Source organism: Nocardia pseudobrasiliensis NBRC 108224, from assembly GCF_001613105.1.
Lineage (GTDB): Bacteria > Actinomycetota > Actinomycetes > Mycobacteriales > Mycobacteriaceae > Nocardia > Nocardia pseudobrasiliensis.
On sequence record NZ_BDBS01000009.1, the window covers coordinates 71,598 to 92,184 of the forward strand.

At 68.0% G+C, this 20,587-nt stretch carries 25 protein-coding genes; 10 read left to right on the forward strand and 15 right to left on the reverse strand.

The annotated features are described in order from the left end of the window. Genes NP4_RS09890 through NP4_RS09910 form a run of 5 tightly spaced genes read left to right on the forward strand, consistent with a single transcriptional unit; the run spans nt 1 to nt 5,283 of the window. Nucleotides 1-1,011 carry a C-terminal binding protein gene (locus NP4_RS09890; RefSeq protein WP_067995323.1) on the forward strand — a complete coding sequence of 337 codons (1,011 nt, stop codon included), beginning with the start codon at nt 1-3 and terminating at the stop codon, nt 1,009-1,011. Between the two features lie 14 nt (nt 1,012-1,025). Further along, on the forward strand, nt 1,026-1,952 hold the full coding sequence (gene aepX / locus NP4_RS09895) for a phosphoenolpyruvate mutase (protein ID WP_067995325.1): 927 nt from the start codon (nt 1,026-1,028) through the stop codon (nt 1,950-1,952). Next, the gene (gene aepY, locus NP4_RS09900; RefSeq protein ID WP_067995916.1) at nt 1,949-3,112 is read left to right on the forward strand and encodes a phosphonopyruvate decarboxylase; all 1,164 of its coding nucleotides are present in this window, start codon (nt 1,949-1,951) and stop codon (nt 3,110-3,112) included. Before aepX ends, aepY begins: the two co-directional genes overlap by 4 nt. After that, nucleotides 3,102-4,493, forward strand: coding sequence for an aldehyde dehydrogenase family protein (locus tag NP4_RS09905; RefSeq protein ID WP_067995328.1), 1,392 nt, complete (start codon nt 3,102-3,104; stop codon nt 4,491-4,493). Before aepY ends, NP4_RS09905 begins: the two co-directional genes overlap by 11 nt. A gap of 16 nt (nt 4,494-4,509) precedes the next feature. Continuing rightward, the gene (locus tag NP4_RS09910; RefSeq protein WP_067995337.1) at nt 4,510-5,283 is read left to right on the forward strand and encodes an SDR family NAD(P)-dependent oxidoreductase; all 774 of its coding nucleotides are present in this window, start codon (nt 4,510-4,512) and stop codon (nt 5,281-5,283) included. Here NP4_RS09910 and NP4_RS09915 read toward each other — a convergent pair. The 8 genes from NP4_RS09915 to NP4_RS09950 all read right to left on the reverse strand — a co-directional run bounded on the left by NP4_RS09915 (nt 5,265) and on the right by NP4_RS09950 (nt 12,824). Continuing rightward, the gene (locus NP4_RS09915) at nt 5,265-5,516 is read right to left on the reverse strand and encodes an acyl carrier protein (protein ID WP_067995339.1); all 252 of its coding nucleotides are present in this window, start codon (nt 5,514-5,516) and stop codon (nt 5,265-5,267) included. The genes NP4_RS09910 and NP4_RS09915 overlap by 19 nt on opposite strands. Next, nucleotides 5,513-6,958, reverse strand: a complete 1,446-nt coding sequence (locus NP4_RS09920) for a class I adenylate-forming enzyme family protein (protein ID WP_067995341.1) — start codon at nt 6,956-6,958, stop codon at nt 5,513-5,515. Before NP4_RS09920 ends, NP4_RS09915 begins: the two co-directional genes overlap by 4 nt. Further along, nucleotides 6,951-8,279, reverse strand: a complete 1,329-nt coding sequence (locus tag NP4_RS09925; protein ID WP_067995344.1) for an aminotransferase class III-fold pyridoxal phosphate-dependent enzyme — start codon at nt 8,277-8,279, stop codon at nt 6,951-6,953. Before NP4_RS09925 ends, NP4_RS09920 begins: the two co-directional genes overlap by 8 nt. 15 nt (nt 8,280-8,294) lie before the next feature. Then, complete coding sequence (locus tag NP4_RS09930; protein WP_067995346.1) at nt 8,295-9,047, reverse strand: ABC transporter permease; 753 nt, start codon at nt 9,045-9,047, stop codon at nt 8,295-8,297. Further along, a complete protein-coding gene (locus NP4_RS09935) occupies nt 9,044-10,000 on the reverse strand; it encodes an ABC transporter ATP-binding protein (protein WP_169813704.1) in 957 nt (318 codons plus the stop codon). Before NP4_RS09935 ends, NP4_RS09930 begins: the two co-directional genes overlap by 4 nt. Before the next feature lie 2 nt (nt 10,001-10,002). Next, complete coding sequence (locus NP4_RS09940) at nt 10,003-11,136, reverse strand: serine hydrolase domain-containing protein (RefSeq protein WP_169813705.1); 1,134 nt, start codon at nt 11,134-11,136, stop codon at nt 10,003-10,005. 19 nt (nt 11,137-11,155) lie between these two features. Next, nucleotides 11,156-11,995 carry a pantoate--beta-alanine ligase gene (gene panC / locus NP4_RS09945; protein ID WP_067995350.1) on the reverse strand — a complete coding sequence of 280 codons (840 nt, stop codon included), beginning with the start codon at nt 11,993-11,995 and terminating at the stop codon, nt 11,156-11,158. A 133-nt stretch (nt 11,996-12,128) separates the two neighbouring features. Continuing rightward, nucleotides 12,129-12,824 carry an SDR family NAD(P)-dependent oxidoreductase gene (locus NP4_RS09950; protein WP_067995352.1) on the reverse strand — a complete coding sequence of 232 codons (696 nt, stop codon included), beginning with the start codon at nt 12,822-12,824 and terminating at the stop codon, nt 12,129-12,131. Nucleotides 12,825-12,918: 94 nt separating this feature from the next. On the opposite strand from NP4_RS09950, the gene NP4_RS09955 reads away from it, so the two are divergent. Beyond that, nucleotides 12,919-13,518 carry a TetR/AcrR family transcriptional regulator gene (locus tag NP4_RS09955; RefSeq protein WP_067995356.1) on the forward strand — a complete coding sequence of 200 codons (600 nt, stop codon included), beginning with the start codon at nt 12,919-12,921 and terminating at the stop codon, nt 13,516-13,518. Here the strand turns inward: NP4_RS09955 and NP4_RS09960 are convergent, their stop codons facing one another. The 3 genes from NP4_RS09960 to NP4_RS09970 are packed head-to-tail and all read right to left on the reverse strand — an operon-like array spanning nt 13,519 to nt 15,303. After that, entirely contained in the window at nt 13,519-14,106 is a 588-nt protein-coding gene (locus NP4_RS09960) for a GrpB family protein (protein ID WP_067995360.1), read from the reverse strand. Nucleotides 14,107-14,144: 38 nt separating this feature from the next. Further along, nucleotides 14,145-14,363 (reverse strand): EF-hand domain-containing protein, encoded by a 219-nt coding sequence (locus tag NP4_RS09965; RefSeq protein WP_067995364.1) that lies wholly within the window; start codon nt 14,361-14,363, stop codon nt 14,145-14,147. A gap of 40 nt (nt 14,364-14,403) precedes the next feature. Next, entirely contained in the window at nt 14,404-15,303 is a 900-nt protein-coding gene (locus NP4_RS09970; RefSeq protein WP_067995366.1) for an MBL fold metallo-hydrolase, read from the reverse strand. A gap of 90 nt (nt 15,304-15,393) precedes the next feature. On the opposite strand from NP4_RS09970, the gene NP4_RS09975 reads away from it, so the two are divergent. Next, on the forward strand, nt 15,394-15,786 hold the full coding sequence (locus NP4_RS09975; RefSeq protein WP_067995369.1) for a nitroreductase family deazaflavin-dependent oxidoreductase: 393 nt from the start codon (nt 15,394-15,396) through the stop codon (nt 15,784-15,786). Here the strand turns inward: NP4_RS09975 and NP4_RS09980 are convergent. The 4 genes from NP4_RS09980 to infC all read right to left on the reverse strand — a co-directional run bounded on the left by NP4_RS09980 (nt 15,783) and on the right by infC (nt 18,013). Beyond that, a complete protein-coding gene (locus NP4_RS09980) occupies nt 15,783-16,577 on the reverse strand; it encodes a TrmH family RNA methyltransferase (protein ID WP_067995372.1) in 795 nt (264 codons plus the stop codon). The genes NP4_RS09975 and NP4_RS09980 overlap by 4 nt on opposite strands. A 37-nt stretch (nt 16,578-16,614) precedes the next feature. After that, nucleotides 16,615-16,995, reverse strand: coding sequence for a 50S ribosomal protein L20 (gene rplT, locus NP4_RS09985; protein WP_062514031.1), 381 nt, complete (start codon nt 16,993-16,995; stop codon nt 16,615-16,617). Nucleotides 16,996-17,085: 90 nt separating this feature from the next. Continuing rightward, nucleotides 17,086-17,280 carry a 50S ribosomal protein L35 gene (rpmI, locus tag NP4_RS09990; RefSeq protein ID WP_062514033.1) on the reverse strand — a complete coding sequence of 65 codons (195 nt, stop codon included), beginning with the start codon at nt 17,278-17,280 and terminating at the stop codon, nt 17,086-17,088. 67 nt (nt 17,281-17,347) lie between these two features. Beyond that, entirely contained in the window at nt 17,348-18,013 is a 666-nt protein-coding gene (gene infC, locus NP4_RS09995) for a translation initiation factor IF-3 (RefSeq protein WP_082875722.1), read from the reverse strand. A gap of 352 nt (nt 18,014-18,365) precedes the next feature. Here infC and NP4_RS10000 point away from each other — a divergent pair, with 352 nt between their 5' ends. The 3 genes from NP4_RS10000 to NP4_RS10010 all read left to right on the forward strand — a co-directional run bounded on the left by NP4_RS10000 (nt 18,366) and on the right by NP4_RS10010 (nt 20,546). Beyond that, the gene (locus tag NP4_RS10000) at nt 18,366-18,716 is read left to right on the forward strand and encodes a DUF1844 domain-containing protein (protein ID WP_067995377.1); all 351 of its coding nucleotides are present in this window, start codon (nt 18,366-18,368) and stop codon (nt 18,714-18,716) included. A 253-nt stretch (nt 18,717-18,969) separates the two neighbouring features. Next, nucleotides 18,970-19,761: an SAM-dependent methyltransferase gene (locus NP4_RS10005; RefSeq protein ID WP_067995922.1), complete on the forward strand. Its 792-nt coding sequence runs from the start codon at nt 18,970-18,972 to the stop codon at nt 19,759-19,761. Nucleotides 19,762-19,844: 83 nt separating this feature from the next. Continuing rightward, nucleotides 19,845-20,546, forward strand: a complete 702-nt coding sequence (locus NP4_RS10010) for an alpha/beta fold hydrolase (protein ID WP_067995380.1) — start codon at nt 19,845-19,847, stop codon at nt 20,544-20,546. Nucleotides 20,547-20,587 lie beyond the last annotated feature (41 nt).

A 20,587-nucleotide genomic window follows, 5' to 3' on the forward strand; every position in this document is an offset into this window, starting at 1 on the left:
TTGCGCGTCGTCTACACCGATCCCGCCTGGGCGCTGAACGAGCGAGGACAGCCGGATCTCGCCCTGGCCGATATCGAGCGCGCGGCCTTCGGCGAGGGGATCGAGCTGCGGCTGGGGCTGTTCGACGGCCGATATATCCTGCGGGGCACGGACTTTCACGAACATGTGCGCGGCGCGGACGCCCTGGTGGTCTATCGCTGCCAGGTCACGCGGGAACTGCTCGACGCGCTCGGGCCGGGCTGCCGGGTCATCGCCCGCAGCGGCGTCGGCATCGATAATCTCAACGCCCCGCTGCTGGCCGAGGCGGGCATCATGTCGTTCAACGTGCCCGACTACTGCGTCGACGAGGTCAGCACCCACACCCTGGCCCTGCTGCTCGCGCTGGAACGGCGGGTCTGCACCCAGGACCGTTTGGTCAAGACCCGGCAGTGGAACATTCACGCGGGCGGGGTGCCGCGACGGGTGGGGACTCGGACCGCCGGAATCGTCGGATTCGGCCGCATCGGCCGGGCGACCGCGCGCAAACTACAGGCGTTCTATCAGCGCGTCATCGCCTACGACCCCTACGTCTCGGCCGATCTCATGGCCGGGTACGGCGTCACCGCCGCAATGGATCTCGCCGAATTGTTCGGCGCCGCCGACGCCGTGGTGATCCACGCGGCGCTGACTCCGGAAAGCGATCGGCTCGTCGACGCCGCGGCACTGGCCGCGGCGCGGCCCGACGCTTTCCTGGTCAATACCGCCCGGGGGCGGCTGGTCGATCCGGCCGCGGTCCTGGCGGCTCTGGAGGCCGGCCGGCTCGGCGGTTTCGCCTCCGATGTATTCACCCCCGAGGATCCCAACGACGATCCGACCGCGCGCAAACTGCTGACCCGCGACGACGTGGTGGTGTCGGCGCATCGCGCATTCCTGTCGGTGGAATCCGAGCGAAGCAGTAGGCGACGCATCGCCGAGGGCGTCGCGGGGGTTCTGGCCGGTGGCCCACCACCCGCCGAAGGCCGAGTCACCTGAGAGAGGCAGTGCGTGTGAGAGAAAACCTCCCTGTTCGAACGAGACCACCGGCCGCGGGCGTCGCCGGCGCGCAGTTACGCGGACTGCTCGCCGAACCCGAACCGTCCTACCTCATGGGCGCGCACGACGGGCTCAGCGCCCGCATCGCCGCCGAGGCCGGATTTCCCGCGATCTGGGCGTCGGGGCTGTGTATGTCGACGATCCTGGGCTGTCGCGACAACGACGAGGTGTCCTGGAGTGAGCTGCTGGATCTGACCGCGCGGATGGTCGAGGCGGGCGGCGTGCCCGTGCTAGTCGACGCGGACACCGGCTACGGCAATTTCAACACCGCCCGGCGCTTCGCCGCCCGCGCCCAGCGGATCGGCGCGGCGGGAATCTGCGTCGAGGACAAGGTCTTTCCGAAGATGAACTCGTTCTTCGGAGAACAGCATCCCCTGGCGCCGATCGGTGAGTTCTGCGCCAAGATCGCGGCGTGCCGCGACTGCGTCGACGACGAATTCGTGATCGTGGCCCGGGTCGAAGCCCTGATCGCCGGGGCCGGAATGGCCGAGGCCCTGCGCCGGGCCGAGGCATACCGGGAGGCGGGCGCCGACGCCATCTTCATTCACTCACGGCAGCGGACCGTCGAGGAGATCGCCGAATTCACCAGGGAGTGGGGCGCGCGCCTGCCGTTGGTGATCGCGCCGACCACCTATTACACCGTGCCCGCTCAGACCTTCGCCGAACTCGGTATCGCCGCGGTGATCTGGGCCAACCACGCCATGCGCGCCTCGGTGGCCGCCATGCGGGAGGCCTGCCGGGCGCTGCGCCGCGACGGCGCGGCCGCGGTGGAACCGGTGATCACCCCGCTCGACGAATTATTCTCGCTCATGGGCTATCCCGAGCTGGAGGCCGATCAGGCGCACTACAGCTCACTCGCGCAGAAGTGGGTGGATTCGTGATCGACGCCGACGAACTGCTCGGCGGACTGATCACCCGCGGCGTGGTCGATGTCGTCGGCGTGCCGTGCTCGTATCTGACGCCGATGATCAATCGGGTGGCGTCCGGTTCGGCCGCGGGCTATCTGCCGGTGACCCATGAGGGCGAGGCCGTGGCCATCGCCGCCGGGTGTTGGCTCGCGGGAGCCACGGCCTGTGTGATCGGGCAGAATTCGGGTCTGGGCAATATGGTCAATCCGCTGACCTCGCTCACCCATCCCAGCCGTATTCCGGTGCCGCTGCTGGTCAGCTGGCGCGGGGAACCGGGTTTCCCGGACGAACCGCAGCACGAGCTGATGGGCGAAATCACCCCCGCACTGCTCGAGCTCATGCGCGTCGGTCACGCGATACTGCCCGCCGAGGCCGCCGAACTCGACAAGTGCCTGGAGGCGGGCTGGACCGAAATGGACCGGGAGCAAACGCCTTTCGCGTTCATCCTCCGCAACGGCGTCATGGCCGCCCAGCGACTGGACGAGCCGCCGCTGGCCGATCCGGTGACCGCGACGTTCATCCGATCCCGGCGTTCTCGCGACGCGCCGACGCGCATGGCCGCCCTCGAATGTCTGATCGGAACCCTCACCGACGAGGCCGCCGTGGTGTCCACCACCGGCAAGACCAGCCGTGAACTCTATACGCTGGCCGACCGGCCGCAGCATTTCTATCTGGTCGGGGCGATGGGTTCGGCCAGCGCGGTGGGTCTGGGCGTCGCGCGGCATACCTCGCGACCCGTTGTCGTGATCGATGGCGACGGCGCGGCGCTCATGCGATTGGGCACGCTGGCCGCGGTCGGCGCGCACGGCGGACCGAATCTGACGCATGTCCTGCTGGACAACCGGGTGCACGATTCCACCGGGGGGCAGCGGAGTTTGGCGTCCCAGGTCGACTTTCCGGCCGTGGCGCGGGCCTGCGGCTACGCCCGCGTGTACGACTGCGCCGATCTCGACGAATTCGCCGAGGCCGTGGGTGCAGCGCAGGCCGAGCCGGGACCGGCGTTCGTCTATTTGACGATCCGCCCGGGTTCCCTCGCCGAATTGGGCCGTCCCGCGGTCCGCCCGCCCGAGGTGGCGAGGCGGTTCCGCGATTTCGTGACCGGTCGGGGGAAGGACGTCGACCATGTTTCGTGACGGCGCGATACAGCCCGCCGCCGACCGGCTCACCGTGCGCAATCCCTGGACCGGCGAGAGCGTGGGAACGGTTGCGCGCGATACGGTTTCGGATATGGACGCGGCGGTGCGGGCGCTTCGCGACTCCTGGCGACCGCTGCGGCCGGACCGGCGGGCGGGCATTCTGAACGCGGCCGCGACGCTGATCCGGGAGCGTTCCGGGGAGCTGGCCGAACTGATCTCGTGCGAATCCGGAGTGTGCATCGCCGAGACCCGCAAGGAAACCGAGCGCGCCGCAACCAATCTCGACGTCGCCGCGACCGAGACCGAGCGGCTGCGCGGGGAGACCATCCCCATTCCGGGCCAGGATCGGTTGGCGCTGACCGTCTTCGAGCCGATCGGGGTGGTCGCGGCGATCACGCCGTTCAATCGGCCGCTCAATCAGGTGGTCGTGAAGGTGGCTCCCGCGCTGGCCGCCGGATGTCCGGTCGTGGTGAAACCGTCGGAGCAGACGCCGCTGACCGCCCTGGCCTTCGCCGAGATCATGCTCGCGGCCGGGCTGCCGCCCGAAAACCTCGTCGTCACAACGGGTGAGCCCGGCGTCATCGGTCCCGCGCTGGCCGGGCATCCCGACATCGATATGGTGACCTTCACCGGTTCGGTCGGTACCGGCCGCGCGGTGGCGGCCGCGGCCGCGGGCCGCAAGACGCTGTTGGAATTGGGCGGCAACGATCCGCTGATCGTGCTGCCCGACGCCGATCTGGAACTCGCGGTGGGGTTGGCCGCCCAGGGCGCGTTCGCCACGGCCGGACAGTCCTGCCGGGGGATCAAGCGCATCATCGTCGTGGGCGAGGTGGCCGACGAACTCGTCGCCGCGCTGGTGGCGGCGGCCCGGGCCAAACGGGCCGGGGATCCGATGGATCCGAGCACCGATGTCGGGCCGCTGATCAGCGAGCAGGCCGCGATCACGGTACACCGGCGCATCACCGACGCGGTCGCCGCCGATGCGAAACTGCTGCTCGGCGGCGATCGGAACGGGCCGCTCATCACTCCGGCCGTGCTCGATCGGGTGCCCGCCGAGGCCGAATTGGTCGTGGAGGAAACCTTCGGGCCGGTGGCGCCGGTGATCCGGGTCGCCGATACCGCCGAGGCGATCCGGGTGGCCAACGGGACGCGCTACGGCCTGCAGGCCGGGGTGGTCACCTCGGATGTGGCCGAATTCTCCGCCGTCGCCGCGGCCCTGCGGGTCGGGGCGGTGAATCTCAATGCGGGACCGCATTTCGATTCGCCGCATATCCCGTTCGGCGGCGTGAAGGCCAGCGGTGTCGGCCGCGAGGGCATCCCGTATTCCGTGCGGGAGATGAGCGTGGTCAAGACGATCACGCTGCCCTACCACTCGTGAACGTTAGGACCATGCGATGACCGATTACCGAGCGCTGTTCCGGCTCGACGGGAGACGTGCCCTCGTGGTCGGCGCGGGCAGTGGCATCGGCCGCGAATCCGCGCTCGCCCTGGCGGCATTGGGCGCGGAGGTGGTGTGCGCCGATATCGATCCCGCGAAGGCGGAGGAGACCGCGGCGCTGGCCGAAGCTCCGGCCACGGCGTATCGGTTGGATGCCCGCGACGCCGACGCGGTCGAGGCGGCCGCCGCGGCGATGTCCGAGCTCGACGTCTTCGTCTTCACCACCGGACGCAATGTCCGCAAGCGCGTATTCGACTATGACATAGCGGAATTCGATGCCGTACTCGATCTCAATCTGCGGGCCGCCTTCCATATGATCCGGGCGTTCGGCAAGGGCATGGTCGCCCGGGGCAGCGGGTCCATTGTGGGTCTGTCGTCGATCCGGGCGGTCACGGTGGAACCCGGACAGGCCGTGTACGCGGCGACGAAAGGGGCTCTGCTGCAGCTGATTCGGGGGGCCGCGGCGGAATTCGGGCCCGCGGGGGTCCGGGTGAACGCGGTCGGGCCGGGCGTGGTGCGCACGCCGCTGACCGATTCGATCTACGCGGTGCCGGAATGGCAGGCGGCGTACGCGTCCAAGAGCGCGCTGGGCCGCTGGGCGCGGCCCAGCGAAATCGCCGGAGCCGTCGCGTTCTTGGCGACCGATGCCGCCAGCTTCGTCACCGGCACGATGCTCTACGTCGACGGCGGTTGGACCGCCGTCGACGGTCGCTACGATCCGCCCTGCTGAGAGGACCGCGAATTCAGCTGCGTCACCGTCTCTTCGACGAAGGTTCCCATATCGGGCGCCTCGAACAGCACGGTGACCGACAGCCCCTCGCCGAACTCGGTGCGCAGCGCGGCCATCAGCTGATCGGCCAGCAGCGAATCGCCGCCGAGCTCATAGAAGTTCGCGCCCGACTCGGTGTAGTCGCTGCCGCACACCCGCCCGACGACGGCCCAAACTCGTTCCCGCACGGTCATACCTCTCTCCGCAGTTTGCCGGAGGCCGTCCGGCGTACATCGTCGACGATTTCGATCACTCGCGGCGTCTGCGCGCGCGTGAGCTCCGCGCGGCAGTCGCGCCACAGCTCGGCCAGCACCTGTTCCGTCGCGCCATCGTGCAGGCTGACCTGCGCGCACACGACCTCCCCGAGCCGGGGATCGGGCATGGCGCGCACGCGGACATCACGGACCGCCGCGTGGCGTTCCAGGACCCGTTCGACGTCGCGGGGGAACACCTTCACACCGCCCACATTGACAGCGTCGTCCTTGCGGCCCACCAGAGTCACGTAACCCTCGGCATCCCGGTACGCCAGATCGCCGACGCTGAAGTACCCGTCCGCTTCGGCCAGTCGCGGTCCGTCGCCGAGATAGACAGGCTGCGCGGCGTTCTCGTCGGTCATGAACAACTCCCCCGTCGTACCGGTGGGGGCCTCGCGATGGAATTCGTCGAGGATCCGGACCGAACAGTGGATCGGCCGCCCGACGGATCCGGGATGGCGCAGCCATTCGTCGCCGCGAATGCTGAGCACCCCGATCCGTTCGACGCTGCCGTACTCCTCGTACACCCGATCCGGTTCGATCAGCTCCAGCCAGCGGCGTTTCACCGACTCCGGACAGCGGGCCGCGGTGTGCACGACCAGCCGCAGGGTAGCGAACCGGCGGGCGTCTCCGCCGCTGGCTTGGATGAGGGTGCCCATTTGCGCGGGGACGGTCCGAAACACCTCGACCCCTTCGGATTCGAGCAGTTCCAGGAACAGTTTGGGTGAGGCGTTGGCGGGCACGATGATCCGATGTCCCAGGGCGAGGCCGTGATACAGCGCGCCGAAACCCGCGTGGTAGAGCGGCAATCCGACGATCTGGGTCTGCCCGTAGGCCATTCCCCGCTCGCGTTCCTTCCCGCTGAGCGGTCCCGATTCGGGATAGGCCCACGGCCGGTTGCGGATGAGGAGTTTGGGAACGCCGGTCGTTCCACCCGACAGCGACACCGACCGGGGCAATCCGTCGGCGGTCAATTCGGCCAGGCCCGGAATCGGATCGTCACCCCCGTGATAGGAGACCAGGTTGAGCTCGCTCCCCTCGACCACCCAGCCGCGCGGATAGCGTTCGACCACATCGGATTTCGCCGCGGCGGTCCAGCGATGATCCACCGGAACGACCACCGCGCCGAGTTCCCACAGCGCCAGCGTCGCCACCACGTGGCCGATACCCGGCGCGAGCGCGACCGCGACCACATCGCCCGCGCGCAATCCGGTGCGCCGGAACGCCTCGGCTCGTTCACCCGCTCGGGCCGCGAGGTCGCGCCAGGTGATGGCGTCGCTGGTGGCGGCGGTGAAACCACGTACCTCCACGGCGTTGTCGCGCGGCCGCCCCGCCGCCGACCGCGCGACGAGTTCGCAGATCGACACCTTGCCCTCAGCCATGGCCGATCACGTATTCGTCCGCGATGGAAAGGGATCGGTCCAGCAGCGCCAGTCCCTCGCCGATCTCGGCCTCGTCGATGATCAGCGGCGGGCATACGAGCACGATGTTCCAGTGGGTGAGCAGATACAGCCCCCGGGCGAACGCGTCGGCGGTCAGCCGCGCCATCGGTTCAGCGGCCGCGGCGTCGGGGTTGTACGGGACGAGGGGCTGCCTGGTCTCGCGGTCGGTGACCAGTTCGATTCCCCAGAAGCAGCCGCTACCACGGATATCCCCGATCGAGGGATGCCGCTCGGCCAATTCGCGCAGTCCCGCGCCGATCAGCGCGCCCAGCTGCTCGGAGCGTTCGACGAGCCGATCCTTCTGATAGACCCCCAACGCGGCCACCGCGGCGGCGCAGGCCACGGGGTGGGCGCTGTGGGTCAGCCCGTAGGGAAACATCGACTCCTGCAGCCACGGGGTGAACCGGTCGCTGACCGCGACCGCCGCCAGGGGCAGATATCCGGCGGTCAAACCCTTCGCGCAGGTGATGATGTCGGGCACCACATCCCAGCGATCGCATGCGAACCAGGTTCCGGTGCGCCCGAATCCGGTCATGACCTCGTCCAGGATCAGCAGGATCCCGTACTCGGCGCACACCTCGCGGATGGCCCGCAGATATCCGTCGGGCGGGACGATCACGCCGTTGATTCCGGTGATCGGCTCGATGATCACCGCGGCCACATTCTCCGGGCCCTCGTACTGCAGCAGTTCGCGCAGATGCGGTGCGCCCGAGCACACCGGACACGGCGAGGGATGTCCGGCCGGGCAGCGGTAGGTGTAGGGATCGAGCATGCGCACCACACCGGGCACGCCCGGCTCCCCGACCCAGCGCCTCGGTTCGCCGGTCAGCGTGAGAGCGCCCGCGGTGCTGCCGTGATAGGACCGGTAGCGGGCGATGATCTTGTCGCGGCCGGTGTAGGCCCGCGCCAGCCGGATGGCGGCCTCATTGGCCTCGGTTCCGCTGCAGGCGAAGAAGAACGAGTTGAGATCGCCCGGGGTGACCTCGGCGAGCCGGTCGGCCAATTCGCCGACGACCTCGACATCCCAGGGACGGCCGAGGGTGGCCATGGTGGCGACCTGTTTCTGAATCGCCTCCTGAACCTCGGTGCGGCTGTGTCCCAGATTGGCGTTGACGAGCTGGGAACCGAAGTCGAGATAGGACCGGCCGGAGGCGTCGAAGAACCGGCAACCGCTACCACCGACGATCCGCGGCGGCGCTTGCAGACCCTGTTTCGACCACGACTGGATGACCCGCCCGCGGGCTGATGTGGACTCTGCCATTTCGGTGCTCCTCCTTCAGCGGATCGCGACCCGACGCTGACTTCCCGGATCGAAGGCGACGGTCGCGATGATCGACAGCACGCAGGCCCATCCGATGAGTACGGCGAGATTCTGCGCGATACTCGCCAACCCCCCGTGTTCGGTCAGGACCCGGCGCATACCATCCACCGCCCAGTACTGCGGGGTCAGCGGCGCGAGCGGACGATCCCAGGCAGGCATGAGCCGCACCGGCACGATCGCGCCGCCGACCGCGCCCATTCCGAGTACGACCAGCTGGCACAGGTTCTGCATGGCCGAGACATTGCGGGTGAGCGAGGTCAGCACGAGTCCCAGCGCGATGGCGGTCCAGGCGATGGTCACGACGAGTACGGCCAGGGCCACCGGTGAACCGTTGATCGTGCCGCCGAACAGCATTCGGCCGGTGAGCACCAACAGCGTCATCTGCGCCGCCGAGAGCAGGAAGTACGGTATCGCGAGCTGGATCGCCATCACACCCCGCGACAGCCCGCTGGAACGCACCAATGTCCATGCGCCGGAGGCATGTTCGCGATAGTGGGAGGTGCCCATGAACATCATGACATAGAAGCCGAACATGATCGTGAAGCCGGGGACGGTCTGATTCGCCCCCGCGCCGCCGGTGATCCCGGAGAAAGCATCGCTGAGCAACGCCTGCATCAGAAGCGGTGCGGCGAACAGGAATACGAACAGGGTCGGATCCTGCCGCCAGGTCGCCAGCTCCTTGCGAATGAAGGCCCAGGTGAGGGTCATCGAACCTCCGATCCGGGCCGGTACTGTTCGAGCGCGTGCAGGAACGCGTTCTCCAGCGAAACCGGTATCGAACGCACATCTTTGACGGGCAGGTGACTCTCGTCGATCGCGCGGACCACCGCGGGCAGGATCTCCACCTGTGGCGTGCTCACCCGAATACGCCTGTCGCGCACGGTGATCGCGATATCGGGCACCGCGTCGCGCAGCAGCGCCGCCACGGCCGCGGTCTCGTCGGTGGCGATCTCGCAGTACGGGCTGGCGTATTCGGCCACGAAGTTCTTCACGTCGGCGGTGACGACGATCGATCCGGTATCGAGCACACCCACACGGTCGCAGAGGGATTCGGCTTCCTCGAGATGGTGGGTGGTGTAGAGGATCGTCGAACCCTCGCCGCGCAGTTCACGCAGCAGATTGTGAATGGCGTGGCGAGAGTCGATATCGACGCCGGTACTCGGCTCGTCCAGCACCATCAGCGGCGGCGAATGCACGATTCCCATGCCGATCGAAAGCCGACGGCGTTCGCCCCCGGACAGATACGCCCCACCGCGATCGGCGATCCGATCCAGCCCGAGGCGTTCCATCACCTCCGCGGCCCGGCGCTGTGCGCCGCGCCGCGACAGGCCGCGCGCGATGGCGGCGAAGCGCAGGTTCTGCCACACCGTCATCGCCAGATACACCGTATTGTCCTGCGGCACATAGCCGATCCGCCGTCGCACCGATCGGCCGTGCCCGCGCACATCGCGGCCGAAGACCTCCACCTGTCCGGCGCTCGGCGCGAGCAGCCCGCAGATGATGTCCAGGGCGGTGGATTTACCCGCGCCGTTGCGGCCCAGCAGTCCGAAGATCTCCCCGCGCCCGATGGCCAGATCCACGCCGTTCAGGGCCGTGACCGAGCCGTACGCCTTACGCAATCCCCGCACGAGGACGACCGGCTCGTCGAGGGCCGCGTCCACGGTCAGGCCCGGTACTGGGCGACGATCGAGCGGACCTCGTCGCGATAGTGGACCGCTCGCCCGTAGCACTGGGTCATCAGCACCGCGCCCACCCCGCTGGGAATGTCGTAGACGAAACAGGTCGCCGCGCGGCCCAGCCAGCCCACGGTGTGCGCGCTCGGATCCGCTGCCGCCCAGGCCGGTTCGCTGCTCGGCACGTGCAGGCCGTAGGAGAAGCCGTAGCCCTTGCCGGGGATGTAGTCGGGGCCGCCGCCCGCGAGCGGTCCGATCCGATCGACGAATATGTCGCGGGTGACGGGTCCCAGGGCCGGGATGGACAGTCGGCCGTCGCGGTCGGCGGCGATCGCGCACAGCAGCCGGGCGAAATCGGCGGCGGTCGAGTAGCCGCCGGATCCGGCCGACAGCCAAGCGGGACGCTTGCGGTGGGTCACGAGGTGTTCGGGTGTTCCGGGTTGGTCCGGCAGCGGTTCGGCCACGCGGTGCAGATCCGCCGCACGGACGCTGAAACCGGTGTCGCGCAGGCCGAGTGGGCGGCAGACCCGCTGCTCGATGATCTCGTCGAGGGGTCGGTTGTCGGCGAGTTCCAGGATGCGGCCGAGGACGTCCATGGCCATGCCGTATTCCCAGACGGTGCCCGGGTCCGCGGCCAGGGGTTGGCGGGCGAGGGTGCGCACGACCTCGTCCAGGGTGTGCGAGTCGGTGCGGTGCTCGTACTTCCGCACCGCGGCGCGGTCGTAGTAGGGCTTGATATTGCGCGAGGTGTGATGCCCGCCGCCGATGCCCGCGGTCTGGCGCATCAGATCCTCGATCAGCAGTGGCCGTTTCGGCGGGCGCAGTACGCCGTCGGCCTCGACGCGTACGTCGGTGAAGTACGGCAGCCATGTCGACACCGGGTCGTCGAGTCGGAGCCGGCCCTCGGCCGTCATCGTCAGGGTCGCCAGGGCCGTGAAGACCTTCGTCATGGAGTAGATGCGAAAGATCGCGTCCTCGCGCATGGGTGTCGCGGCGTCGGGACCGAGGGTGCCGACGGCGCGCAGATCGATCAGCGAGCCACCGGCCGTGACCGCCACGACCGCGCCCGCGATTCGGCGCGCCCGCACATCGTCGGATACGGCCTCGAGCAGGTCCGTGATCATGTCCATTGTTGCCTTCGGGTCAAATCTCGAGATTGTCGATCAGTCGGGTGTTCCCGACCCAGACGGCCGCCACCAGCCGGTTGCTACGGATCGCGATCCGCACGGGTTCGAGGGTTTCACTGTCGACCAGTTCCAGATAGTCGATGCGCGCCACGCCCGCCCGCACCAACTCGCGGCGGCCCTCGTCGAGTATCGCGGCGACCGAATCCGGTTCGGCCCGCAGCGCCGCGACCAGTTCGGACAGGATGCGGAAAAGCGCTGCGGCGCTGGGGCGTTCGGCGATGGTCAGATAGGCGTTGCGGGAGGACAGGGCCAGACCGTCCGGCTCGCGCACGGTCGGCACCCCGCGCACCTCGAGTGGCAGGCCCAGGTCGCGGACCAGAGCCCGCATCACCACCAATTGCTGAAAGTCCTTCTCCCCCAGATACACCGCGGTCGGGGCGAGTTGGATCAGGATCTTGGCCATCTCGGTGGTGACCCCGGCGAAATGGGTGGGGCGACTGCGCCCGCACAGCACCGACGACAGCCGCGGCACCGCGACGGTCAGCCCGAAGCCGGGCGGGAACAGCTCCTGCGCCGAGGGCAGCCAGGCGATATCGACCTCGGCCTTCTCGCAGAGTCCCAGATCCCGGTCCTCGTCGCGCGGATAGGATTCGAAATCCTCATGGGGCGCGAATTGCAGCGGATTGACGAAAACCGACGCCACCACCACATCATCACGCGTCTTGGCCGCGCGGACGAGGGCGAGATGTCCTTCGTGCAGGGCGCCCATGGTCGGCACGTAGCCGATGCTCTCACCCCGATCGCGTGGCGCCGAGAGCATTTCGCGCAGCTCGGCCATACTCCGGACAACGATCATCGCGGTGAATCCTCAGCAGTACGACCCGCGGCGATCGCCGCCGTGGACATCCGGCAATCCTAACAAGGACTTCGCGGCACGGTCGCGAATCCGTCCTACTCCGAACGGATTTCGCGAGTGCGGACCGGTCGCTCTACCAGGGGACGGTCTTGCCGTGGCGATCCAGGAATTGCAGACCCGGCGCGCCCGCCTGCGCCTCGAGGACGTCGACGACCGCCGGGATGCTGTCCTCCGGTTCGAGGGGTGCGTCGGGTCCGCCGAGCAGGGTCCGGTTGTGACCCGGGTCGATGAGCAGTTTGGTGTGCCCGTCGTCGACATAACGGGTGGCGTAGCTGCGCATCAGCTGATTGAGCGCGGCCTTGCTGGCCTTGTAGAGCTCGTAGCCCTCCTCGGTGTTCTGCGAGACGCTGCCCTGTTCGGAGGACATGATCGCGACGGTTCCGCCGGGGACGACCAGGTCGCGCAGGGTCTCGACGGTGCGTAGCGGGCTCAGCGCGTTGGTGATCATCACCTCGGTGAACATCTCGGTGGGGACCTGATCGATCGACAGATCGCCGCGATCGATCGCGGCATTGACGAACAGCAGATCGAATGCGCGGTCGGCCAGGCGCTCACGCAGGGCGGTCAGTTGGGCGGGGTCGGTCATCTCGAGCGATTCGATGATCAGCTGTCCGTTCGACGCCTCGGCCCTGGCCTGTAGTTCGCCGCCGGGTCGGCGGGTCGTGGCGATGACCTGCCAGCCGCGGCGGATGAGCTCGTCGGCCAGGACCAGGCCCAGGCCGCGGGAGGCGCCGACGACGAGGGCTCGGCGGTGGGATGACGTGGACATATCTACTCCTATTTCGATTAGACGCAACGTTGTGTCTAGACGCAACGTTGCGTCAACGGTACAGCACGTCCCCGCTGGTTGGTAAGGTGTCGCCATGCCTGCTGCGGATTCCCACCCTCCCAGGCCGCGTTCCGGCAATCGTCGCGACGAGGCCGCGCGCCTGGCCGTGCTGCACGCGGCCGATGATCTGCTCGTCGAGCACGGCTTCGGCGCGCTGACCATCGAGGCGATCGCGCGGCGGGCCGGGGTGGCCAAGCAGACGATCTATCGCTGGTGGCCGTCGAAGGTGGAGATCCTGCTCGATACGCTGATCGAGGACAGCGAGAAGCGGTTTCCGGTCCCGGCGGACAGGGCAACGGTCGACGGCATCCGCGGTTATCTGCGCGGCTTCGCGCGATTTCTCACCCGCGATCCCGCGGGCAAGGTGCTGCTCGCGCTACTGGCCCAGGCGCAGCACGATCCCGCCACTGCCGCGAGTCTGCGGCAGCGTTATCTCGCGCCGCGCCGGGCTCGGGAGCGCGAATTGCTCACGCGCGCGGTGGATGCCGGGGAGATCGCGCCGCGCCTGGGCGTGGATGCCGCACTCGACGCCCTGGTCGGGCCGATCGTGTACTGCGCGCTGACCGGGTCGAGTATCGCGCGGGGCCTGGTGGACACCCTGGTCGAGGATGTGTTGCGGCCCCGGTCCACATGATCACAGCATCCCGGCGGCACGAAACAGACGGTCGTAGATCTCTCGAATCACCCTCTGCTTGCGGATGTTGTAGTCCATGACCCCGCCGCCGCCCGGAACCGCCTCCCGCTTGGCCCGTTCGTACAGTGCGCGATCCTCGGGATGTTCACGCAACCAGTCACGAAACATCCGATGGCGGATGATCTCCGGACTCTCCGGCCCGAACACATGCAGATTCACTCGAGGCTCGCCGAGCCTGAGACAACGATGCTCGTGAAACGACGGCTCCCGAACCGTCAGCACGTACCCGAGCGCTTCGAGGGCCGGAACATAGGAAGGCTCGTCGGTCGGATCCGCCACGGTGAGGTCGATATCGACCACATCCTTGGCGGCGAGCCCCGCCACCGCCGTGGACCCCACATGCTCGACCTCCAGCGCCGCCTCACCCAACACCGCCCGAATATCGTTGGCCAGCAGCTGAAAACGATCCGGCCACCGCGGATCGTAGGCGACGATCACCACGGTCTCCGCCCGCGGCGGCCCGTCGACCCAGGGGTTCTCGGTGGGGTCGGGGTCGGTATGCCGGGTGATCTCCTCGAATGTGGGCACCCCGAGGAAGTTAGCCGCGCGAAAGAGTCAGGGCAATCCTATTTCTCGGAGGTGAAGAGGTGGTCGCACAGTTTCGCGAATTCGGAGTAGGTCAGTTTGCCGTTTCGGTCGAGGTCCAGATCGGTCATGAATTGGTCTGTGCCGGTGGTGGCGCCGAATTCTCGGAGCATGGCGGCTAGTTCGTCGCGGTCGAGGTAGCCGCTGTCGTCGGTGTCGTAGACCCGGAAGATCGCCTCGTAGTTGTGACCGGTTGCCATGACTGGAGTATGGCAGACCGGCAGGTGGCCGGGACGGCGGTCAGCCCCAACGCATTTCGCCCTTCACCACCTTGGCGCTCAATTCCAGATTGCTGTCACCGGGCAGCCCGGGATAGCGCTGTCGCATGGCGGCGATGAGGGCCGCGCTGTCGGAGGTGTGCGCGTCGGCGTCGTCGAAGGCGGTCAGATAGTCGCGGGTGAAGCGCAGCGCGGCAATGCCGTTATCGATTCCGGCGGCCGCGTGTCCGGCCACGACGATCTTCGGATTTCGGCCGAGCATGGTGTCGAGCGTGGTGATCCACTGCTGCCGCTGTGCCAGGCCGGGCAGATCGGCGATGAACAGATGTTCGCCGGAGAAGACCAGATTGCCGCCGAAGATGGCGTCGAGATCGGGCGACCACAGGTAATAGTGATCGCCCAGATTGTCGGCGCGCACGATATCGATCGAATGCCCGCCGACGGTCAGCGTCTGCTGCGCGGTGGGATGCGGCGCCACGACATCGGCCACCGCGCGCGGCCCGTTGTCGCCCAGTTGTGGGGACCAGGTCGCGATCTTGCCCGCGACACTGCCGTGAATCGCCGCCACCACATCCTCGGGCGCGATCACCTTGGCGTCGGGGAATCGCTCGGTGATCGGGCGCAGGCCGAAGTAGTAGTCCGGATCGCTGGCGGAGACGAATACGCTCGTCAAAGGTTTGCCGATGGAGGCGATTCGGTCGGCGACGGCTTTTCCGTCGGAGAGCGTGAACCCACCGTCGACCAGAACGGATTCGTCACCGGAGGTGAGAATGACCGGCGCCCGCCCGAATCCGGCCGCATCCGCGCGAATGGCCGTCCACCGCAGCGCGTGGCCGCCATGCTCGTTCGAATCGCATGCCACGACGCTCGCTATGAGAATGCCCGCGCCGATCAGTAGTGTCACGCCCTTACCGAACTTCATGAAAGTCCTTCCGGTCGCCGCGCCTGTTTCGAGAATCCTCGCACGATGCTCGCCCTGCCGACCGGTAGGCATGCTTGGTAACCTGCGGATATGACGACCATCGATCGAGGCAAGAGCATATTTCCCGAATGGCTCGACCGGCTGCAGGTCCGGTACATGAATCCGTTGGTGCGCCCGCTGGCGCCGTATCTGCCCGGCTTCGCGGTGATCGAACATCGCGGACGCAAGTCGGGGCGGGCCTATTCGACTCCGGTCAACGGGTTCCAGCACCGGGGCAAGTTCTATGTCGCGCTCGGGCACGGGCGCACCGACTGGGCCAAGAATGTGGTCGCCGCCGGGGAGGCCGATGTACGACGTCTCGGACGCCGGCTGCATGTGGTCAACGCGCGCATCATCAACCGCGAGGACGAGGGTCCGGGCCTGCCGCTCGCCGCGCGCCTGGCCGGACGCCGACTGCTGTTGTTCGTCGCCGATATCGCCTAGCGGTACCGCACCCGCGCACCGGCGTAGAGGCAGATCGCCGCGGCGGCAGCCAGATTCAGACTTTCCGCGCGGCCGTGGATCGGGATGCGGATGCGATGGTCGGCGCGCTCGGCGACCGCCGGATCGAGTCCGTGCGCCTCGTTGCCGAACAGCCACGCCACCGGCCCGCGGAGTATCTCCTCGGCGTCGTCGAGGTCGACCTCACCCCGGGCGGTCGTGGCCAGCACGGTGATTCCGGCCTCGCGCAGCGCCGCCAGCACGGTGTCGGTATCGCGTTCGCGGGCGAGGGGAACGTGGAAAAGGCTGCCCGCACAGGCGCGTACGCATTTGCCGTTGTGCGGATCGACCGAATCCCCGGCCAGGACGACGCCGTCCGCGCCGACCGCGTCGGCCACCCGGATCAGGGTGCCCGCATTGCCCGGATCGGAGATCTCCACCGGTACGGCCAGCATGCGCGGCGCGGCCGAAAGTACCTGCGGCAGAGGGATATCCACCGAACGACACACCGCCACCAGACCGGGCGGGGTCACCGTCTCCCCCAGCTGCTCGGCGGCCCGCTCGCTCACCAGCGTGGCCCGCACGCCCTGGGCGATCGCACCCGCGACCAGTTCGTGTTCGCGTTCGGCGGCACGCACCGAATAGAACAGCTCATGGACCCGTTCCGTATCCAGCGCCGCCGCAACGGAATTCGCGCCCTCGGCCAGGAACAGCCCGGATTTGCGACGCGCGACGCCGCGATGCAGCTTCACAGCCGAAACGACCCGTGGATTGCGCTCGGACAGCGCTTCCACGGGTCGTTCCGAATGACGAGAGATCAAGGCTCGGGGCTCAGGCGGCCGGAGCGTTGACGTCCTCCGGCAGAGCCGCCTTGGCGACCGCGACCAGACCGGCGAACGCCTCGGCGTCGGACACGGCCAGCTCGGCCAGGATCTTGCGGTCCACCTCGACACCCGCGGCCTTCAGGCCCTGGATGAAGCGGTTGTAGGTCATGTCGTTCGCGCGAACCGCCGCGTTGATACGGGCGATCCAGAGCTTGCGGAAGTCACCCTTGCGCGCCCGGCGGTCCCGGAAGGCGTAGGTCAGCGACTTGAGCTGCTGCTCCTTGGCCTTGCGGTACAGCCGCGACCGCTGGCCACGGTAGCCCTTGCTGGCTTCGAGAACGGAACGGCGCTTCTTCTGAGCGTTGACGGCCCTTTTGACGCGTGCCACTGGTCAGTCCTTGTTCGATCGAGGGGCGCTCGCGGCGCCCGGAGGGATGGTCGGTTGAGGCGTCCGTAAACGGATCGCGGAGGGCTGGCTCTAGAGACCGAGCAGCTTCTTGATGCGACGGACATCGGCCTTCGCGACCGGCTCCGTACCGTCCAGACGACGAGTCCGGGTAGTGGGCTTGTGCTCGAGCAGGTGGCGACGGTTCGCCTGCTGGCGACGCAGCTTGCCGCTACCGGTCACCTTGAATCGCTTCGAGGCGCCGCTGTGGGACTTCATCTTCGGCATGGATTCCTCAATCTGTCTCGTTCCGGCGGCGCGCGAAACTCGCGAAACCGCCGGTCCTGTATCGGGTTTACTGCGGAGGGGCCCCGCCGGCCTCCGCGGCCGGAGCTTCTCCACCGGTGGCGGGCGCGGCATCTCGCTGCGACGATGCCGCCTGCTGTGCCTTCGTCCGCGTCTTCGCGCCCTTGTGCGGCGCGAGGACCATTGTCATATTCCGGCCGTCCTGCTTGGCCGAGGTCTCGACGAAACCGAATTCGGCGACGTCGGACGCCAACCGCTGCAGAAGCCGGAAGCCGAGCTCGGGCCGCGACTGCTCGCGACCACGGAACATGATCGTGACCTTGACCTTCGAGCCCGCCTGCAGGAAGCGCAGGACGTGACCCTTCTTCGTCTCGTAGTCGTGGTCATCGATCTTCGGACGGAGCTTCTGCTCCTTGATCACGGTCTGCTGCTGGTTCTTCCGGGACTCGCGCGCTTTCTGCGCCGTCTCGTACTTGAACTTGCCGTAGTCCATGATCTTACAGACCGGTGGGCGCGCATCCGGTGCGACCTCGACCAGGTCGAGATCAGCCTCCATGGCGACGCGCAGTGCATCTTCAACACGCACGATCCCAACCTGCTCGCCGCCGGGTCCGATGAGGCGGACCTCGGGTACGCGGATGCGATCGTTGATGCGGGTCTCAGTGCTGATGGGGCCTCCTAGGTCAAGCGGTGTCGTCCAACGACCGCAAGCTATAGCTGCAACCCCATATCCAACACGAAAGCCCCGTTACGGTATTTCACCGCCACGGGGCCCGATGTCGACCGGCCGTCGACGCGAACAACTCGCATCGACCCTGCGCTGGGAAAACCCCGCGCGAGGAACCCATCGAAAATGATGGGCGACCGGACCGTCGTACCTGGCGTGTCGCGTGAACAACACAGTGCCGGTGGACGGTGGGAGTCGGGCTCCACTTAGAGCCCCGAGCCGATCCGAAGAACGGGACCGGGGCGGTCGTCGCCGGACAGCTTAACATCCCCCACCGTGAACCCTGAAATCGCCCGCCCCCGCGACCAGGCACATCGGTTCCGGATGCCATGCTACGGGCATGAGTGAGGCGCCGCTGAACGAAGCCGAGACCGTGCGCGAACTGGCGGACATCCCCGCCGTCGAGGTGATCAGCCGCGCGGCCGTGATGCTGATGAGTTCGGCCGCCGAGAAGCTGGGCCTGGCCGACGAGGACCCCGACACCAGCCCGCGCCGCGATCTGGACGAGGCCCGCCGCGTCATCACCGCCCTGGCCGGACTGGTCACCGCGTCGGTGGAGTATCTCGGACCGCACGCCGGGCCGATCCGCGAGGGCCTGCAGTCGCTGCAGCGCGCGTTCCGGGAATCCTCGGCGCATCCGGACGAGCCGGGTAAGGGACCGGGCGAGAAGTACACCGGCCCGGTCTACTGATCGGCGAATTTGCAGGCGTAGCCCTCGGCGATCAGATCTATCTGCGGGACAGCGGCATTCGGCCGAGCCCGGACCGGTCGACTCCCGCGCCCATGGCGACGCCCGAGGTGGGCGCGGGTCATCGGCACGGGTGATATCCGTCGGTCCGAACCCACGGAATGCCGGACATACCAGGCAAATTCGCTACACCCGCCGCGCGGGCGCGACCCCGCCTCCTTGCTACGATTGACGCTCTGTCGCTGAGGAGGTGCGGGTGTCGAAGCTCGGGCGTGCGCCGAAGGGCGTCGATGCCTCCAAGCCGAATTCCGCGCGGGTGTACGACTATCTACTCGGCGGGCGCAACAACTACTCCGTCGATCGGCTCGTGGCCGAGCAGATGATCGAGGCCATCCCCGATATTCGAGCCATTGCCGCCGCCAATCGGCAGTTCGTGCTGCTCGCCACGACCACGGCCGCGCAAGCCGGGGTGCGGCAGTTCATCGATCTGGGCGCGGGCATCCCGACCTCACCGGCCGTACACGAGATGGCGCAGAAGATCGACGCGGACGCGCGGGTGGTGGCCGTCGATTACGACCCGGTCGTACAGGCGCACGCGAACGCGTTCCTGTCCGGTGTACCCGGCGTGACGCCGATCCTGGCCGACGCCCGGCGACCGCGCGAGCTCATCGCTGCGCTGCGCGACCGCGAACTGATCGATTTCGAGCAGCCGATCGCCGTCCTGCTCACCGGCGTACTGCACTACGTGATGGACGACGAACATCCGGCCGAGATCATCGCGGGGTATCGCGAGGCGATGGCGCCCGGCAGCTATCTGGTGCTCAGCCACGGCTCCACCGATACCGAGCCGACCTTTCTCGAGGAATCCGCGGGGGCCGCGGCGGGCAGCTCCGCCCAGTTCGTGTACCGCTCCCACGCCGAGATCGCCGAGTACTTCGAGGGATTCGAACTTCTCGAGCCCGGTGTGGCCCCGGTGCAGCGGTGGCTCGGCGACGACGCGCCCGCCACCCGGCTGACGATGCTGGGCGGTATCGCCCGCAGGCCCTAGGACGAAAACCCGCGCACAATTGGCGCACAGGGGCCAGGAAAATGCGGAGCGCCCCGCGGTCCAGGCATGCCATGCTCGAGGCCATGGCGATCCTTCTGGTACCCGGCTTCTGGCTGGGCGCGTGGGCGTGGGACGAGGTGGCCGGCGAGTTGCGACGCCGGGGCGACGAGGTGCGGGCCCTGACCCTGCCCGGATTGGATCCCGCCGATCCCGGACGGCTCGATGTCACGCTGAAACAGCAGGCCGACGCGATCATCGACGCGGCCGGGGACGAACCCGCGGTACTGGTATCGCATTCCGGCGGCTCCGCGCCCGCCTATCTGGCGACCGATCTTGCGCCACAGCGGTTCTCGCGCACGATCTACGTCGACTCCGCACCGCTGCCGAACGGCTTCGTCCTCGTCCCCCAACTGCCCGCGTCCGCGCGCGAACTGCCGCTGCCGGATTGGCCGGAGCTCGAGGCCGCGGGCAACAGCCTGGTCGGGCTGGACGAGGCGGCCCTGCGGCACTTCCGCGAGCACGCGGTCTCCGAACCCGCGAGCATCGCCACCGCACCGCTGGAACTGAGCGATTCCCCCGCGCGCCTGCACGTTCCCACGACGATCATCTGCAACAGCTTCAGCGCCGAACTGGTCCAGCGCCTGCGCGACGAGAGCTCCGAACCGCTGTTCGGCGAACTGTCCCGGCTGCCCGCCGACTACCTCGATCTGCCGACCGGGCACTGGCCGATGTGGTCGCGACCGACCGAACTCGCCGAACTGATCCACAGGATCGCCGCTGGGTGATATCGGTCAAAGCGCGCTCAATTCGCCACGCGCCGCGCTGG